The sequence below is a fragment of the Martelella sp. K41-7 genome (assembly GCF_055808365.1).
The window spans coordinates 478,286-495,524 of record NZ_CM147867.1 but is presented as its reverse complement, the minus strand read 5'-3'; the positions used below and the strand labels follow the sequence as shown (position 1 = coordinate 495,524).

Below are 17,239 nucleotides of genomic sequence, written 5' to 3'. Positions count from 1 at the left end.
AAGAAAAAACAGTTCGGTCATGCGGCAGATGGCTACGTCGGAACAGTTATGTAATTAGTTGCAGGAGCCAGAATTGGCAAACTCGGCGCGCTCACGCTATTTTCAGGACGAACTGACCTATCTGAAGGAAAGCGGTCGGTTCTTTGCTGAAAACAATCCCAAACTTGCTCGGTATCTTTCCGAACAGTCGACGGACCCCGATGTTGAGCGTCTGCTTGAGGGGTTTGCGTTCCTGACCTCGCGGCTCCGGGAGAAGCTGGATGACGAACTGCCGGAACTGACCCATTCCGTCGTCAATCTGCTGCTGCCGAATTTTCTGCGTCCGTTTCCATCCACTGCGCTGATGAAGCTCACGCCGCAGGAAAAGTCGATCACCGAACGGCAAGTCGTGCCGCACGGCACGATCATCCTGTCGCGACCGGTATCCGGCACGGTCTGCCCGTTTCGAACAACGTCCGAAACCCATGTCTATCCGCTCGAGATCGCCGAGCAATATCTTGAGCGATCGCGGCAGTCGACCACGTTGCACATCGATTTTGAAACGCTGTCCGGTCTGCCGCTCGGCATGATCGATCTCCGCGATCTGCGGCTGTGGTTTGCAAGCGGCGATCACACCGCGCAGATGCTTTATCTGTGGTTCGGTCGCTATCTGAAATCCATCGACATCACGGTCACGGGCGGAGAAAGTGGCGGGCGCACCGTTTCCTTTCCGCTGCGCAATGTCCACCCCGGCGGTTTCGCGGCGAACGAGGCGATACTGCCGTCCGGCAACACGGCCTACGAAGGCTATCGTCTGCTGCAGGAATATTTCGTCTTCCCCGAAAAATTCCAGTGCTTCGATCTTCTCCGCTTCGGCGAAAGCCTCGGCAATGAAGGCGGCATGACGTTTCGCCTGTCGGTTCAGTTCGAGCGACCGCTGCCGCCGGACGTCAAGGTGCGCCCGGACACCGTGCAGCTCTACTGCACGCCGGCCATCAACCTGTTCCGTCATGATGCCGAACCGATGAAGGTCGATCACCGCCGACTTCACTATCCCCTGCGACCGTCCTCCAATGGTGACGGCGCGAAGGCAATCTTTTCGATCGACCGGGTGGTGAGTTGGCGTTCCGAGGGCGAACCCGCAACCGGTCAGCATCTGCGTGAATATCCGGCGTTTGAGTCCTTTCATCACGAGGTAGAACGCCAGCAGAACCTGACGCAGATCTACTTCCGGCTCAGAATGCGGGAATCCCTGCGGCAGACTGGCGCCGATCACCTCATTTCCTTCGTCCGGCACGACAATTCGAGTGCCGTTCCAGACTACGAAGTGGTTTCGTCCGAGCTGAGCTGCTTCAACAACCGCCACGCCCGCGAACTCGGCGGCGGCGATATCTGCGTCATGACCGAGGACACGCCTGCCTTTGTCACCTTTCGCAATCTGCGCCAGCCGACAGCCCCGATCTACCCGCCGCTTGATGGGTCTCTCTACTGGACGATGATTTCCAATCTCGCCCTGAACTATGTGTCGCTGCTGAACAAAGACGCGCTTGGCGCTGTGATCGCCATCTATGATTTCCAGGCCTATGCTGACCGCCGCGCCGAGCGCACCAGCCGCCAGCGCATGGACGGCATCCGCGCGATCGACACCAAACCCTTCGACAAGTTGTTTCGCGGCCAGCCGATCCGCGGATTGCTGACGCGCATGACCATCCGCGAGTCATGCTTTCAGAGCGAGGGCGACATGTATCTGTTCGCCAGCGTGCTTGCCGAGTTCTTCACCCTTTATGCCAGCATCAACTCCTTCCACGAACTCATCGTGGAAGGAGAGGAAAACAACGAGGTTTACCAATGGCCAGCGAAGACAGGTCGGCAGCCGATCATCTGACGGACCTTCTGGTCCGCGATGCCCGCGCCTGGTCTTTCTTCCAGGCGGTTGAGCAGACGCAGCGCGCTTTCGACGACGGGACGGAGGCGGGAACCCACATGCTTCCGGCAGACGAAAAAATCGTTTTCAGCGTCGACAACCGCCTCGGTTTCCCGGTGTCCGACATTAACAGCATCGTACTTGAAGAAAAGGGGCCGGGCGACGCCCATGCCATTGATGACGTCAATCAGCGCGAGAAGGCGGTCTTACCTGACAGGCGCGAACGCTTCCGCATGGAAGTGACATTTCTCGGCCTGCATGGGGCAGGCTCCCCCTGCCCTCCTATTATCAGGAAACGGTTGCGCGCTATGATGCCGAGGGCTCCCTGCTGAAGGGCTTCTTCGATTTCTTCCACAACCGGCTTGTCGGGCTGATGCATCGCACGATGCGCAAATACCGCTATTATGTGCGCTACAAGCCCGGTGCGAAGGATGATTTCTCGCAGGCGATATTCTGCCTGTTCGGCCTTGCCGACCGGGAAGCGCGCGAACTGTCGCCGATCAACTGGGCGAGGCTTTTGACCTTCACCGGCCTGCTCGCCTCGCGCAACAGATCGCCGCAGGTGGTGTCATCCGTTGTGGCCCATGCCTTCTTCCATCCGGATGTCGAAGTCGAGGAATGGATCCGGCGCAAGGTTGATATTCCCACCGAACAACAGTTCTCTCTTGGCCGGTTGAATTCGGTGCTGGGCGAAAGCGCCGTCATCGGCGAGCGCGTTCCCGACATCGCTTCGAAGTTCAACATCTACCTGAAAAATCTCGGCTTCGAACGCTTCCAGGAATTCCTGCCGCGCGGCAGCAGCCATGAGGCGGTGAAACAGCTCATCGAGTTCATGCTGCGCGACCAGCATGCCTATGACATCAAACTCGGTCTCGCGGCCGGAGAGGCCAAACCGCTTTGCCTGCATGGGCGCGAAGAGGTTTCGCCCGAAGAGGTTGAGGGATATCGCTCGCACCTCGGCTGGTCTTCGTTTCTGGGAACCGGTGAGGCAAGCCGCCGCGATGTCCGCGTGACGGGGAGACTTTGACAATGCGTCTGATCCTCGCCGTCAATAACACCATCAATCTGGAAAGCGGCATTGTCGCAACCGCCGTATTTTCCGAGCACGGCGGAACCGTAGGCTCGGACGAAGACGCAAACTGGCGTCTTGCCGATCGCACCGGATCCGTCAGTCCGCATCATGTCCGCGTATATCTTCAGGATGGCCGTTTCTGTGCCATGCCCGAAAATGACGAGGGAATAGTCGTCAACGGCTCCTCGCGTCCCCTGCCCAGGGGTGCCGCGTTTTCGATTTCCGATGGCGACCGATGGAGGATCGGCGACTTCGACGTTTCCGTCTATCTCGCCGCCGACGAAGCCGGGAAAAAGGGCAGAGGCGAGAGCTTTCAGGGGTGGGAAGAGCGCTTTTCCGCCGTGGAAACGATCATCCCCGGCACGCTCAAGGGCGAAAGCCGCGATGAGCAGATTGATGCTGCCGCACTGCTTGCCGATACCTCGGAGGCCGACGACGGCGGAAGCGTTTTTTTCGAACGCGACGACACCGATCTCGATGAGGGGATCGACCCGGTGACGCATCTCGACCGAACCGCCAGCGGAGAGATGGACTTGTCCAACGACCCGGTCGTTCTGTTCGACAGCCAACGAGGAATGAGAGCCATGCCAGACAAGAAAGATCTGATCGACGACCTGAATCTCCAGCCGAAGTCGAGCAAGAAGAGGCCCGGCGTCGACGATCCGATGGCCGAGCATGCGAATTTCGCAAGCCCTGGCGTCACGAAGGAAGGCGAGGAACTGGAAGACTATCTCGACGAGTTGGCAAACCGCTCGGTTGAAGGCGGTCTTCAGGAAATGCGCGAGCGGGAGGAATGGCCCGCCGCCGCCAGGACAGGGCAGTTGGAAGACGACGAGCAGGTCGATCACGTGGTGCTCCGCCCGCTGATGCAGGCCATGGGACTGCCGGTCGCCGATATGCCGGTCCCGGAGGCGAACCGACTTGCGCGCGAGACGGGTTCGGCGCTGAAAACGGCTGTTTCCGGGCTTATGGCGATTCACAGTCTCCAGGGCGAGGACCGCAACAATCTCAGCGACACACATCTGCATCCAGTCGAAGACAATCCGTTGCGTCTCGACATGAGCACCGAGGAGGCGATGCGCGATCTGTTTCTGGTTCAAAGCCCGGTTCATCTGAACGCCACTGCTGCCATCGAGGAAAGTCTTGAGCAGATCAGCGCCCATGAACAGGCGAGCCGGGTTGCGATCGATGCGGCTTTGGGCGCTGTGCTGGCGGCACTGGCGCCGGACCAGCTTTCGCGCCGCTTCGCCCGCTACAAGGGCCATGCGCCGCGCATTGGCGATCAGGATGCCTGGCACTGGCAGATGTACCGTCACTATTACGAGGAGATGAAGTCCGACCGCCAGCGCGGTCTCACCCGCATGTTCTGGGAGATTTTCCGGCAGGTCTATGACCGCGAGATGCGCAGCAAGGCGCTCGCTGGCTTGGGAGAGGAGCGGTAGGCGAATGTGTTTGCGTCGGCGTATTGCGTGGGTTGCGTTGCTGTTTGTCGTGGTCGGATTGTCGTCATGCGGCATTCCACAGGCGACGGGCAAGATTCTCAAGGTCATCGCGAATCCCGATATCCCTGTCGGCAAGACTACGGACCAGCCGAGCACACTCAACATGATGATCTTCGAGGAGAAGGGCGCCAATCGCGGCGATGATGGCCAGTCCCTGCCGATCGATGTCTGGTTTTTTCAACTCTCCGACGACGGCCAGTTCATGCAATCCGACTTTGAGTCGCTGACCACCGACCCGAAAGGCACGTTACAATCGACCTATGTCGACATGAAGCAGGTCCAGGTCACGCCGGACCGGTCCAAGCCCATCAAAAACATCGAACTGAAAAAGGACACGACCTTCATCGGCATCGTCGCCGGCTACGTAAACTACCAGGATATCAACTGGCGCACCACCGTTCAGGTGAATGCCAAGGGAGAGACCTACCAGCTCTTCACCGCGATCACACCAACGCAAATCATCACGAACCTGCACCGGTAAGGCTTTAGGCAGAATGGATCGAAGCGAAAAATGTCATTGAGAAATCATGTTGTCTGGCGCGACGGGCTGTTTCTGAAACCCCATCATTTCCAGCAACAACAGAGATATATCGAATATCTTATCAGGGCGCGGATCGAGGGCGTCGACGCCTATCAAACAGGCCTGTCAAAGGTCGAGATCAGTCCGGAGAACCTGCTACACGGCAAGGTCGTTATCGACAGTGCGCGCGGCGTGTTTCCGGATGGTTCGGTGCTCGACATTCCCGGCGAAACCAAGCCGCCGGCAGCACTCGATGTCAGCGGGCGCAATATCGTCGATCAGCGCGTCTATCTCGCGCTGCCTCTCAGGCTCAATGGCGTGCCGGAAATCGAGGATTCCGATCAACCGCAGTCGCATGTGCGCATGAGCGCGGTGTTGCAGGAGGTACGCGACAATGCCTCTGCGGAAACCGAGACATTAGACATCAATGTCGCGCAATACCGTCTGCGGCTGATGCTTGAGGAAGAGGATCGCTCCTCCTATACTTGCCTTCCGATCGCCCGTATCCGCGAGAAACGATCCGACGGCAGCCTCGTTCTCGATGACCGCTTTCTGCCGACTGCATCGGCTCTCGAAGCGACCCCACAGTTGAAGAAGACGCTTGAGGATTTCGTCGGCCTGTTGCAGCAGCGCGCCCGCCAGATTGCCGAGCGGCTTGGCACGCCCGGGCAGCGTGGCGTCTCGGATGTCTCGGATTTCCTGATGCTGCAGACCATCAACAGGCTGTGGCCGGAGTTCAGGCATCTCGCCACGGTTCAGGGCATTCACTTGCGTGATCTCTATATGGTTCTGGCAAGAGCGGCGGGCGAGCTTGCGACCTTTACCCACGAAAAGCGGATGCCGGAAATGTGGCCCCCTTACCACCACGAAGAGCCGGCCATCTGCTTCGAACCGGTGATTACTTCATTGCGCCAGTCGTTGACGGCGATCTTCGAGGCGAATGCGGTCGCGCTGCCGCTCAACAAGCAGAAATACGGCGTCTACACCACGCCGCTGAATGACCGGTCACTGCTGAAGACCGCTATTTTCGTGATTGCCGTGAAGGCGAGCGTTCAGTTGGAAAAACTGTCGCTGGAGTTTCCGGCGCAGACCAAGGTCTCATCGATCGAAAAGATCCGCGAACTGATCCACGTGCAACTGCCCGGCGTGGTGCTGCAACGTCTGCCAGCGCCGCCGCGCCAGTTGCCGTATCATGCGGGGTTCACCTATTTCCAGCTTGATGAAAACTCACCGGGTTGGAAGTACATCGAAGATGCTAGCGGCTTCGCTTTCCACGTGACCGGCAACTTCCCCGATCTCGAAATGCAGTTCTGGGCCATCCGCAATGAGAGGGCAATGACATGAGCGATTTGACCGAGGGCCAAACGGGCATATTCGAGCCCGGTAGGGAGGGTGACAGCGAAAGGCTCATCGAGGCCAATGACACCCCGGAAATGAAGACGGTTTCGGCCAGAACCTATGCGCCGTCACGCCTGTCGTTTCCGCTGCGCGGCAACAGCCTCAACAAAATTGTCGATGCCAGCCAGCCGTTGCTGGCGCTTCTGGCACGCATTCCCGACGTCCGCAATTTTGAAAACATCGACCATCTTCACCACGATATCAGCGCCGAAATCGAATCCATCGAGCTGGAGCTGCATCGGGAGGGTTACGACCGCGCGACGATCCTTGCCCATCGATATTGCCTGTGCACGGCCGTTGATGAAGCGGTCATGTGCTCGCCCTGGGGCCAGGATTCCGACTGGTCGGGGCGCAGCCTGCTGGCGCAGTACCATTCCGAGACCTGGGGCGGCGAGAAATTCTTCATCGTGCTGGCGCGGCTGATGCGCGATCCGGAACGCTATATCGAGCTCATTGAATTTCTGTACCTACTGCTCTGCCTTGATTTCGAAGGCAAATACAGGGTCATGCACAACGGTCGCAGCCAGCTCGAAACCGTAATCCGCGAAGTCCACGACGCCATTCGCAAGGAACGCGGCGATCCGCCGGAAGTGCTGACCTCGTTTCGCGACAAGGTCATCAGCAAAGCCCATATCATTCGCCGCCAGACGCCTGTGTCGCTGATATGGATCCTGTTCGCGGTTTTGTGCATCGGCACCTTCGCCGCCTTCTACATTCGCCTTGGCCACTACACGGATCAGGTGATCCAGCAATTGCAGAATATACTTTGAAAGCGGGGAACTGACATGGCGCGTCTGGATATCCGGGCAATCATCGAAAGGTTCAACCGGGGTTCGCGGCTGGCAATCGAGGAAGCCGGATCGCTTTGCGTGGCGCGGTATCACCGCGAAGTCACCATCGAACATTTTCTGTTCTGCCTTCTTGGCCAGCCCGGCAATGATATGCGTGTCATCCTGCAGGAAAACAACCTTTCGCCCGATCAGACGAAAGAGACTGTCGAGGGAACATTCGCCAGACTGCGCCAGAGCGAGGCCGACCGCACGCCGACGTTTTCGCCGCTCCTCCTCGATCTTCTTCAGGACGCCTGGATCGTCGCATCGGTGCAACTGAAGGAGCCTTCGATCCGTTCCGGCGCCGTGCTGATCGCCATGCTGTCCGACGCGGGCCGCTATCTCGATTTTTCCTATTACAATCTGCTGGAAACACTCTCCGCCGAGGACATTCTCAAACGGTTTGAAACGCTGACGTCCGGTTCGGTCGAGACGCTGGGAACCGCAGGTCCCGGCGGCCAAGTCGGCGCGCAAGAACCCGACACATCAGACAGCGCGCTTTCCCGCTACGGCACGAATTTTACCGAACTGGCACGCAATGGCGGCATCGATCCGGTGTTCTGCCGCGACGCTGAAATCCGGCAAATCATCGAAATCCTGTGCCGCCGCCGCAAAAACAACCCGATTTGCGTGGGCGAGGCCGGTGTCGGCAAAACGGCGCTGGCCGAGGGGTTTGCGCTCAAGATTGCCGAGGGCAACGTGCCTGAACCGCTCAAGGGCGTGGAGGTCTGGGGCCTCGATATCGGCTCGCTGCAGGCCGGCGCCTCAATGAAGGGCGAGTTCGAAAAGCGGCTGAAATCCGTGATCGACGAGGTCAAGGCCAGCCCCACACCGATCGTGCTGTTTATCGATGAGGCCCATACACTGATTGGTGCTGGCGGCGACAAGGGCGGCTCGGATGCAGCCAACCTTCTCAAACCTGCACTCGCCCGTGGTGAACTGAAGACCATAGCGGCCACCACCTGGAGCGAATACAAACAATATTTCGAAAAAGACCCGGCCCTCACCCGGCGATTTCAGCTGATCAAGCTCGATGAGCCGACGGCGGACGAGGCCGTCATCATCCTGCGCGGGTTGAAAACTGCTTATGAAAAGGCGCATGGCGTCTATATCACCGAGGCCGCGCTGGACGCAGCGGCCCGCCTTTCCGCGCGCTACATCACCGGCCGGCAGCTGCCTGACAAGGCGCTCGATGTTATCGATACGGCCTGCGCGCGGGTTTCGGCCGCACGCTCGGCAAGTCCGCCAATACTTCAAAGGCATGGCGAGGAACGCGCGGCCCTGATGCGGGAACGCGACGGACTGCTGCGCGACCAGTCTATCGGTACCCTCACGAATGAACAAGACGAGCGCCTTGCTGCTATCGAGAACCGTCTCGATGTGCTCGAGGATGAAATCGGCAGGATGGAGAAGGAATTCTCCGAACAGAGTGAAATCGCGGGTTCGCTGCTGGAGCAAAGACGCAGCCTCCTTGAAACCGGCTCAGGCAATGAAAAGGCCCCGCAACCCGATACAGATCAGCCGGATCTTGCCGATGCCGCCGAACGCTTCAGCCGCATCGCTCTTGCCGACCGCCTGGTGCCCGTCGATGTGGGCGCTGCCGAAATTGCCGCCGTCATCGGCGACTGGACCGGCATTCCGGTCACCTCCATGGTGGCCGACGATTATCAGAAACTGCTGACGCTGGCCGAAACCATGGGGCAGACGATCCGTGGCCAGAACCATGCGCTAAAGGCAATCGAGGAGCGGCTCAGAGCATCGCGTCTCGATCTGCACCGCAAGGGCCAACCCTTGGGCGTGTTCTTCCTCGCCGGGCCCTCCGGCGTCGGCAAGACGGAAACGGCGCTTGAGATTGCGCGACAGCTTTTTGGCGGCGAGCAGTTCCTGACCACGATCAACATGTCGGAATATCAGGAGCGCCACACCATCTCGCGCCTGATCGGCTCGCCGCCCGGCTATGTCGGTTATGGCGAGGGCGGCATCTTGACGGAGGCCATCCGCAAGAAACCCTATTCCGTGGTTCTGCTCGACGAGGTCGAAAAAGCCGATGCCAATGTGCTAAACCTTTTCTACCAGGCCTTTGACAAGGGAGAACTCGCCGATGGCGAGGGGCGCGCCATCGACTGCAAGAATGTCGTTTTCTTCCTGACCAGCAATCTCGGCTCGGACCAGATCGAAAACTGGGTGGCGACGGCCGAGGACGGCAAGACGCCATCGGCCGAAACCATGGCGCGCTCGCTGCAACCGGTCTTCGTCCAGCATTTCAAGCCGGCACTGCTCGCGCGCATGCAGCCGATCGTCTACCTGCCACTTTCCGAAGCGGTCATGGCCGAAATCGTCGACATGAAACTCGGCGGGCTGAAGGAACTTCTCGCCGACAGCCAGCGCATCGCCTTGACGGTCACCGACAATGCCGCCGCGCGCATCCGCTCCATGTGCGGTTTTTCGACTAATGGCGCACGCTTCGTCGATCAGATCATCCAGCGGCAATTACTGCCGACCATTTCACTCGAAATTCTGGAGGCCGGGCAACAGGGCATCGCGCTTGGGACCATCGTCGTCGACTACGACGAGGAGCACGGCTTCTCGTTTGAAACGATTGCGCGGACGGAACCGCGCGAGCGGTCTCCCCAACTGGCGGACGGTGGCTGACGATGGAGGCTGTGGCTGACGACATCGGGGAGGCAGGCTTGCGCATGATGACGGCGCGCACCGATGGCCAGTTGCGCAGTCAATTCATCAAAGCGGCGCTTGATATCCAGCCGGCCATTGGCATGGCGGTCTATGCCGTTGACGCGACCGGGCGCGTGCTGATGCCGCTTGCCGGCGATAGCACGATGCCGACCGACCGGTTACCGCAGCTTGCCCTCGGCTTGGACAGGAGACCGCCGGCAGCCGTCCTCGCCATGCAGCGCCAGAATGCCTATTGCCATGGTAAGGCGACGTTCGGCGACGACGAGGCCTTACGCAAAAGCCTGTTCGAAACTCATGGCCGCCTGCTGGCCTTCCGGCTCGATTCCCGCTTCAATGAGGACGCGCAAAACGGCTTCCACCCAGGTGCGGGTATTGCTTTTTTCAATGTGCGCGCGCTACTCGATGCCGGCTTGTCGCAAAAGGCCACAGCTCTATCCTGGCTGTTTCAGGCCTTCCTTGCGCTGCGTCCACTGGTTGATGCCTTTGCGAACCGGACCAACGACCAGACCGGCAAGCGCGCCGAGGACGGCTGGAAGCGGCTCGACGACGCGCTTGCCGAAAGGCTAGTCGGCCAATCGCCGCAGATGGCCAATCTGCGCAGCCAGATCGCGCGCTATGCTGGCCGCGACTACGCCGTGCTGCTGGAGGGGGAAACGGGGACCGGCAAGGAACTGGCTGCCCGCGCACTGCACCGCCTGTCGCCGCGCAAGGCGAAAGCCTTCATTGCCGAAAACTGCGCCGCCATTCCGGAAAGCCTGATGGAAAGCGAGCTGTTCGGCTACGAAAAAGGCGCCTTCACCGGCGCCGATGCCGCACGCGAGGGCCTGATCAAGAGGGCCGATGGCGGCACGTTATTTCTCGATGAGATCGGCGACCTGCCGCCCGCCCTTCAGGCCAAGCTGCTGCGAGTGCTTCAGGAGCGGAAGCTGCGCCCACTCGGCGCCGACATCGAGCACGATGTCGATTTCCGACTGATCACCGCCACCCATTGCGACATCAAGGCCGCCATTGGCGAGGGAGCCTTCCGCGCCGATCTTTATCACCGCATCGCTCAGCTTGCGATCAAGCTTCCGCCATTGCGTGAACGCGAGGGCGATATCGCCTATCTCGCCCAATATTTCCTCGCCGAGATTGCAGCTCGCGAAGACGAGCCGGTGAAGACGTTCACCGCCGAGGCGATGGCCGAACTTCAGACCCATTCCTTTCCCGGCAATGTGCGCGAACTGCAGAATTTTCTACTCCGCTGCGTGCTGCTGGCCCGCGACGAGGGCGAAATCTCTCTGGCAGAGGTGCGTGAGGCGCATGCTTCGCTGCTTGCCGGCGCTGCCTCTGCTGCGATCGACGCACCCGATAACGCAGAAGCCGATCAAGGCGGGCTTAAGGAAATGGTCAGCAAGGCCGAATCCAATATCCTTGCGCGTTGCTTTCGTCGCTTCCACGGAAATCAGGCGGAAATGGCGCTGGCTCTAGGTGTTCCGCGCCGGACGCTGTCGCGAAAACTGGCGCGCTACGGCATTTGCGCCGGTGACGAGAGCATAACCGAAACGGAGAGGGAGGAGGTCTGAGCGATGACCGCCACAAACACGAGGTTCGATATGAAAACGCCGGTTCTGCTCTCACTGATAAGCGGCCTTCTGCTTGCCGCTCACCCGGCGGCGGCAGCGGAGACCGTGGCGGTGCCAAAGGCGGGGCTCGGAACCTGCCTGCAAACCGTCGACCGGCTGAACCGGCTCGATTGTTTCGACCAGTTGCTGGGCACGCCGATGTCAGTGCTTTCCGGTGGCGTTTCGCCATCCGATGCGCCTGCACCGCCTTCGCAGGAAAAAACGCCCATCGCCGCTCTGGCGCATGCGATGGAACGGGCACGGGCGGCAGGCGATGACGGCTGGCAGTTTCGCTATTCACGGGTCGGCTCCAACCGTCTGCTGACCTTGCCGGAACTGATGGCCGAAGCCGCCGCAGCCCCAGCGGCCCCGCCGCCGCCGACCGAAAACGGCGCGCTGCCGGAAAAGAGCGCAGCCATCTACGCCGCGCAAATCCCCGGCGACCTGCTTCAGCCGGGCACGACCAACATCTACCTGACCATGCCGGAAACGCCGCCCTCGGATGCAATGGGGTCGGACAACCGCGCCATCCTGATGCTGTCATGCGAGGCCAATATCACCACTGCACGCCTGATCCTGCCGCAACCTCTTTCGCTCGGTCCCCACGCAATCGAAATCAGAACGGCGAGCGGCCGGCCGGAAACCGAAACCTGGCAGGCCATCGCCGATGGCACCGTGCTGATGAACGCCCGCGGCCTCACCAGCATCGCCGACATTACCCGATGGCGCACCGCCCCGCGCATCCAGATATCGCTCGGCATCGGTAATGAAAATCGTGCCCTCCTTTTCGAAATGGGCAATCTCGCAGACATGCTGCCGCCGCTGCGGCGTGCCTGCCAGTGGTGAGTTTGGCGGGCCTTTGCATGAAAGGACTTTCTTTGTGTTGACCGTACTTCATGAGCAACCATAAAGAGCAAAAGTAGAGAAAGAACAATCCAGGCTGAGGAAAAGAACATGCCTCCAGCCCACAGAAAGGGCGATATCGGCTCCGGCCATGGCTGCCACTATCGGCCGGCGCCGGCCACCGGTGGCAGCGGCGATGACGTCATCAACGGCAAGCCCGCCATGCACGTCGGCGACAGCTACGCCGCCCATGGGTGCCCAACATGCCCGGCCCCTGCTTATGGCCGCGCCCTTGCCGCAGGATCGCCCACCGTGTTCATCAATGGCCGCGCGGCCGGTCGGGCTCGGCGATGCCATCGGCTGAGGCGGCTCGGCATCCTGCCCGCTCGCCATGGCAGACAGCGCCAGTCCGGGCATGAAGGATGAGTGCCGTGGTTGACGATCCCGCGCCAGCCCCCGATGCGGTGACGCCTGAAGCGCGCAAAAAGCTTGGCAAGGCGTTGCGGGCGATCACGGCAAAGCCGGACGCGCGTCTATGGCCGGTGTTTGACGGCGCCTGCGTCCAGGGCATCTTCCCGAAGCTCAGAAATGCCGACCTCGCTTGCCGCCCTTTTTGGCTCAGCGACGATCCGGGCCTTCAGGCAAGCGGGCCGTGGCTTGTCGATCTCTATCACCACGCGCTGACGGATGAACACATCTACTGGCCCTTCGGCGAAAACAGCGTGCGCAAACGCGAGCGGAGATCGCGACCATCAGCGAGCTCTCTCTCCGACAGGTCCGCTCTATCCTCGATTCGCACTACCTGAAGCGGGATCACAGACTGGCCGAAAGCGCGATCAGAAAGCTCGAAGCGGGAACAGAATTCCCCAAACGAACGTCCAACTGAGCCGCTTTGTTCTACTATCTAAACTGAGAATGCGTTGTGAAATCAAATGGCTGGGGAACCTGGATTCGAACCAGGACTAACGGAGTCAGAGTCCGTGGGTCTACCGTTAACCTATTCCCCAACGACCGGCGACAAGCGCGCAGTTAGTGTGTGGGCTTATAAACAGAATCACCCCGGCTTGCCAAGAGGCTTTTGAAAATTTTCCGGTCGACGGCCACCAGCCGCCGGCGAAGCCCCTTCGCGCCCTGAAGAGGCCGGCACACAGACCGCGAAATTTGCGTTCGAGGCACGCACCGGCAGGTGTTTTTGGCAGCACTGCGTTGAAATACAGACAAAAGAAAAGGCATTGGCCTTGTCTCCCACCACTGCTATGATGACGCCAACTGAAAAACGATTGAGCACCATGTTGCGAGCGACCTTCTTTGGGTGACAGCTTGCGCGGTGTAATGGAATTTGAAAAGTGGAAGACCCCCAAAACAGCGACAAGCTGTCTGATGGCGGGGCGCGCTTGGCAAAAGGCGGCGGGGGCAAGCGAGCCCATCGTCGCCGTTCCCGGAAGGGCAGCAGAAATGCCGCCGCCGGAGTGCCCGCAGTCAATGACGGTTCCGCGCCGCAGTCCGGCCGTGATCCGTCTTTGCCGCAAGCCGAAGCCGCTCCACGTAAACGCAAGCGCCGCCGCGGCAAGCGCCGAGGCGGTGGCAATGGCGTAAACGAGAACGGTGTCGCTCAACAGGCAACGCCGAGCGGCCACACGCCAGACGAAAAGCACGATAATGAAGCGTCCGCTGCACGGCAGAAGAAGCGTAGACGGCGGCGCAGGGCCCATACCAAGGGGCCGCTTGGTGTCGACGGCTGCAAACATGTGCGCGTTGCTGGCAACGCCTCGGAACAGCAGCAACCCAGCGAACAACAATCCCCCGGCAATCCGCCTTCTTCTGCAAGAAAGCGAGATGCTGGTGCCGGTGCGACAGCAAAAGCAGCACCGCACAACACCCGCCGTGAGCAGGCTGCGTCAAGCCGGAACGAGCCCGCAAACCAGCGACATTTCAGCAACACGCTTTATGCCGCGCTTGACCTTGGCACCAATAATTGCCGGCTTCTGATCGCCCAGCCCACGCGGCACCAGCAGTTTCGCGTGGTCGACGGGTTTTCGCGCATTGTCAGGCTTGGAGAAGGGCTGGCGGCGACGGGAAGTCTTTCCCCCGAGGCCATGGACCGCGCGGTCGAAGCGCTCGGCCTTTGTGCGGCAAAGCTGAAGGGGCGCTCGGTCCGTCGCATGCGGCTGATCGCGACAGAAGCCTGCCGCGCGGCCGATAATGGCGACGCCTTTCTCGAACGTGTGCGCAGCGAAACCGGGCTCGAACTCGAAATCATCAACCGCGAGACCGAAGCACGCCTGGCCGTCTCGAGCTGTGCCTCGCTGATCGGGCGGGAGACTCGCTCCGCCGTGCTTTTCGATATCGGCGGCGGCTCGTCTGAAATCGCCGTCATCCGTTTGGGCGAAAACCGTTCCGTGCGTCTCGCCAATAATATCTCGCACTGGACCTCGCTGCCGGTCGGCGTCGTCACCCTTTCGGAACGCTATGGCGGGCATAATGTGACGCCAGCAATTTTCGAGGATATGGTCGCCGAAGTGACAGCACTGCTCGGCGATTTCCACTGCCCGGATATCGAAGGGAACGCTGATAACGACGGGTTTCATCTGATCGGCACCTCGGGCACAGTGACAACGCTTGCCGGCGTTCATCTTGATCTGCCGCGCTATGATCGGCGCAAGGTCGACGGTATCTGGCTCTCCAATGACGAGGTTTCCGCGATGCAGGACAAGCTGCTGTCCTGGGACTTTGCCGGACGGGCGGCCAATCCCTGCATCGGCCCCGACCGCGCCGATCTCGTGCTCGCTGGCTGCGCCATTCTGGAGGCAATCCGCCGCCGCTGGCCGTCCCCGCGCATGCGCGTTGCCGATCGCGGCCTGCGCGAAGGCATCCTGACCGACATGATGATGCGCGACGGTGTGTGGCGCGCGAAGCGCCGACGGGGCGGTTTCAATCGCCCTCACCCACAACGCCACGACACCAGGGACTGATAAGACACCATGGCCAAAACACCCGCAAAACCAGTCCGAGTCGGCCGCAAGCTCGGCCAGAAGGTCAAGAAGACCAAGCTCAAGGCCTCGTCGCGGCGCTGGATTGAGCGGCATATCAATGACCCTTATGTCCAGCGCGCCAAAACCGAGGGCTTTCGCGCCCGCGCGGCCTACAAGCTCCTCGAGATCGACGAGAAGCACCAGATCCTGAAGGGCGCACGGCGGATCATCGATCTGGGTGCAGCACACTGGCAGTTGGTCGCAGATCGCCGCCAAGGTCACCGGCTCCACCGACACGGAAGTCCGGGTGGCTGCGATCGACTTTCTCGAGATGGCCCCGGTTCCCGGCGTGAAGTTCTTTGAGATGGACTTTCTGGACGAGGAAGCACCGCGGCTTCTGCGCGAAGCGCTGGACGGCCCGCCCGATCTCGTGATCTCGGACATGGCCGCGCCGACCACGGGACATAAGCGCACAGACCACCTGCGCACCATGTATCTGTGCGAGGTGGCCGCCCACTTTGCCGTCGAGACCCTGGCCGAAGGCGGGCACTTTCTGGCCAAGACCTTTCAGGGCGGCGCGGAGCAGGACCTTCTCACAATGCTCAAACAGAATTTCAAGCAGGTGGTTCACGTCAAGCCGGCAGCATCACGTTCAGAATCGGTGGAAATGTTTCTGCTCGCCAAATCCTTCAAGGGCAGGAAGACGGACGGCTGAGAACGCCGTGCTTTCTGCCTGAGGCTGTGCCGGTCTTTGCAGGTGTTCTAAAGGGGCATGAAAATCACACCGGTTTGACGACCGGGGGGAAAAATTGTTGATTGTCGCCAGACAGAAATCAAGGTGGAGGCTGAACAGATGGTAGCACGGGTTGCATTGATCGGTGTGGGCATGGTCGCGAGCACTCACGCGGCGGCGATCGCGGCCAGCGATAAACTCGTCCTGCACGGTGTGTTGTCGCGGCGGCCGGAACGCGCGCAGGCCTTTTGCGATACCTATGTTGAGAGCCATGGGGCGCCGGCGCCGGTCTGCTACAGCGACCTTGAGGCGCTTGCTGCAGACGAAATGATGGACTTTGTCATCATCTGCACGCCTCCCGATTCAAGGTCCGACATTGTGGAGGCGCTCTGCAATGTGAACAAACCGATCCTGATGGAAAAGCCGATCGAGCGGACACTGGAGCAGGCGGCCGCAATCGTTGAGCAATGCGAGCGGGCTGACGTGCCGCTGGGCGTGGTTTTTCAGCACCGCATGCGCGAAGCGTCTCAGCATCTCAAAACGCTGATGGTCGACGGGAAATTCGGTGCGATCGGCGTTGTGGAAATCGCGGTCCCCTGGTGGCGACCGCAGAGCTATTACGACGAAGTCGGGCGTGGCACCTATGCGCGCGATGGCGGCGGCGTGCTGATTTCCCAGGCCATCCATACCCTCGATCTGGCGCTTTCGCTCTGCGGGCCGGTCAACCGGGTGCAGGCGATGGCCCGCACATCGCGGCTGCACCGGATGGAAGCAGAGGATTTCGTCTGCGCCGGACTTGATTTTGCAAACGGGGCCTGCGGCTCGCTGGTCGCGAGTACCGCCAGCTTTCCGGGGACGGCTGAGAGCATTCTGTTTCACTTTGAGAATGCCTCTGTCCGCCTGCAATCGGGTCTGGTCGATATCAACTGGCGCAACGGCGAGAACCAGCAATTTGGTGAAGCAGCCACCACCGGCGGGGGCGCGGATCCGATGGCATTTACCCATGCCTGGCATCAGGCAATCATCGAGGATTTCGCCGAAGCCATAGAAGATGGCCGGCCTCCGGTCGTTTCCGGCCGGGCGGCCCTCGACGTCCACGCGCTGATCGCAGCCCTCACCCGCTCGTCACAAGAAGGACAGGCCGTCACGCTTTGAAGCGTCCCGCACA

Annotated in this window: 13 protein-coding genes, 1 tRNA gene and 2 pseudogenes; 14 read left to right on the top strand and 2 right to left on the bottom strand. The window is 60.4% G+C overall.

The features are described from left to right. Window positions 1-73 precede the first annotated feature (73 nt). From tssF to AC0L7L_RS02325, 11 genes and pseudogenes are all read left to right on the top strand, one after another. Window positions 74-1,864: a type VI secretion system baseplate subunit TssF gene (tssF, locus tag AC0L7L_RS02375; protein ID WP_473511678.1), complete on the top strand. Its 1,791-nt coding sequence runs from the start codon at window positions 74-76 to the stop codon at window positions 1,862-1,864. Next, window positions 1,828-2,930, top strand: a pseudogene (tssG, locus tag AC0L7L_RS02370) (type VI secretion system baseplate subunit TssG). The gene tssF and the pseudogene tssG overlap by 37 nt, the downstream one beginning before the upstream one ends. Window positions 2,931-2,932: 2 nt before the next feature. Further along, window positions 2,933-4,417: a type VI secretion system-associated FHA domain protein TagH gene (tagH, locus tag AC0L7L_RS02365; protein WP_473511675.1), complete on the top strand. Its 1,485-nt coding sequence runs from the start codon at window positions 2,933-2,935 to the stop codon at window positions 4,415-4,417. A gap of 4 nt (window positions 4,418-4,421) precedes the next feature. Then, entirely contained in the window at window positions 4,422-4,958 is a 537-nt protein-coding gene (gene tssJ / locus AC0L7L_RS02360) for a type VI secretion system lipoprotein TssJ (protein WP_473511673.1), read from the top strand. A gap of 30 nt (window positions 4,959-4,988) precedes the next feature. Continuing rightward, a complete protein-coding gene (tssK, locus tag AC0L7L_RS02355; protein WP_272210065.1) occupies window positions 4,989-6,341 on the top strand; it encodes a type VI secretion system baseplate subunit TssK in 1,353 nt (450 codons plus the stop codon). After that, on the top strand, window positions 6,338-7,165 hold the full coding sequence (gene icmH, locus AC0L7L_RS02350) for a type IVB secretion system protein IcmH/DotU (RefSeq protein ID WP_473511667.1): 828 nt from the start codon (window positions 6,338-6,340) through the stop codon (window positions 7,163-7,165). Before tssK ends, icmH begins: the two co-directional genes overlap by 4 nt. Before the next feature lie 15 nt (window positions 7,166-7,180). Beyond that, on the top strand, window positions 7,181-9,877 hold the full coding sequence (gene tssH / locus AC0L7L_RS02345; RefSeq protein ID WP_473511665.1) for a type VI secretion system ATPase TssH: 2,697 nt from the start codon (window positions 7,181-7,183) through the stop codon (window positions 9,875-9,877). Between the two features lie 11 nt (window positions 9,878-9,888). Continuing rightward, window positions 9,889-11,484 (top strand): sigma-54 interaction domain-containing protein, encoded by a 1,596-nt coding sequence (locus AC0L7L_RS02340; RefSeq protein ID WP_473511661.1) that lies wholly within the window; start codon window positions 9,889-9,891, stop codon window positions 11,482-11,484. A 3-nt stretch (window positions 11,485-11,487) separates the two neighbouring features. Continuing rightward, window positions 11,488-12,369: a type VI secretion system-associated protein TagO gene (locus tag AC0L7L_RS02335; protein ID WP_473511657.1), complete on the top strand. Its 882-nt coding sequence runs from the start codon at window positions 11,488-11,490 to the stop codon at window positions 12,367-12,369. 108 nt (window positions 12,370-12,477) lie between these two features. After that, window positions 12,478-12,792, top strand: coding sequence for a PAAR domain-containing protein (locus AC0L7L_RS02330; RefSeq protein ID WP_272210059.1), 315 nt, complete (start codon window positions 12,478-12,480; stop codon window positions 12,790-12,792). A 5-nt stretch (window positions 12,793-12,797) separates the two neighbouring features. Further along, window positions 12,798-13,172, top strand: coding sequence for a hypothetical protein (locus tag AC0L7L_RS02325; protein ID WP_473511653.1), 375 nt, complete (start codon window positions 12,798-12,800; stop codon window positions 13,170-13,172). Window positions 13,173-13,299: 127 nt separating this feature from the next. On the opposite strand, the gene AC0L7L_RS02320 is transcribed toward AC0L7L_RS02325, so the two are convergent. Next, window positions 13,300-13,373: transfer RNA gene (locus AC0L7L_RS02320), tRNA-Gln, on the bottom strand. Between the two features lie 47 nt (window positions 13,374-13,420). Then, window positions 13,421-13,657 (bottom strand): hypothetical protein, encoded by a 237-nt coding sequence (locus AC0L7L_RS02315; RefSeq protein ID WP_473511650.1) that lies wholly within the window; start codon window positions 13,655-13,657, stop codon window positions 13,421-13,423. Window positions 13,658-13,760: 103 nt separating this feature from the next. Between AC0L7L_RS02315 and AC0L7L_RS02310 the strand changes: the two genes are divergently transcribed. From AC0L7L_RS02310 to AC0L7L_RS02300, 3 genes and pseudogenes are all read left to right on the top strand, one after another. Further along, window positions 13,761-15,338 (top strand): Ppx/GppA phosphatase family protein, encoded by a 1,578-nt coding sequence (locus AC0L7L_RS02310; RefSeq protein ID WP_473513739.1) that lies wholly within the window; start codon window positions 13,761-13,763, stop codon window positions 15,336-15,338. A 9-nt stretch (window positions 15,339-15,347) separates the two neighbouring features. Beyond that, window positions 15,348-16,053: pseudogene (locus AC0L7L_RS02305) on the top strand (RlmE family RNA methyltransferase). A 138-nt stretch (window positions 16,054-16,191) separates the two neighbouring features. Beyond that, window positions 16,192-17,226, top strand: a complete 1,035-nt coding sequence (locus tag AC0L7L_RS02300) for a Gfo/Idh/MocA family protein (protein ID WP_473511646.1) — start codon at window positions 16,192-16,194, stop codon at window positions 17,224-17,226. Window positions 17,227-17,239 lie beyond the last annotated feature (13 nt).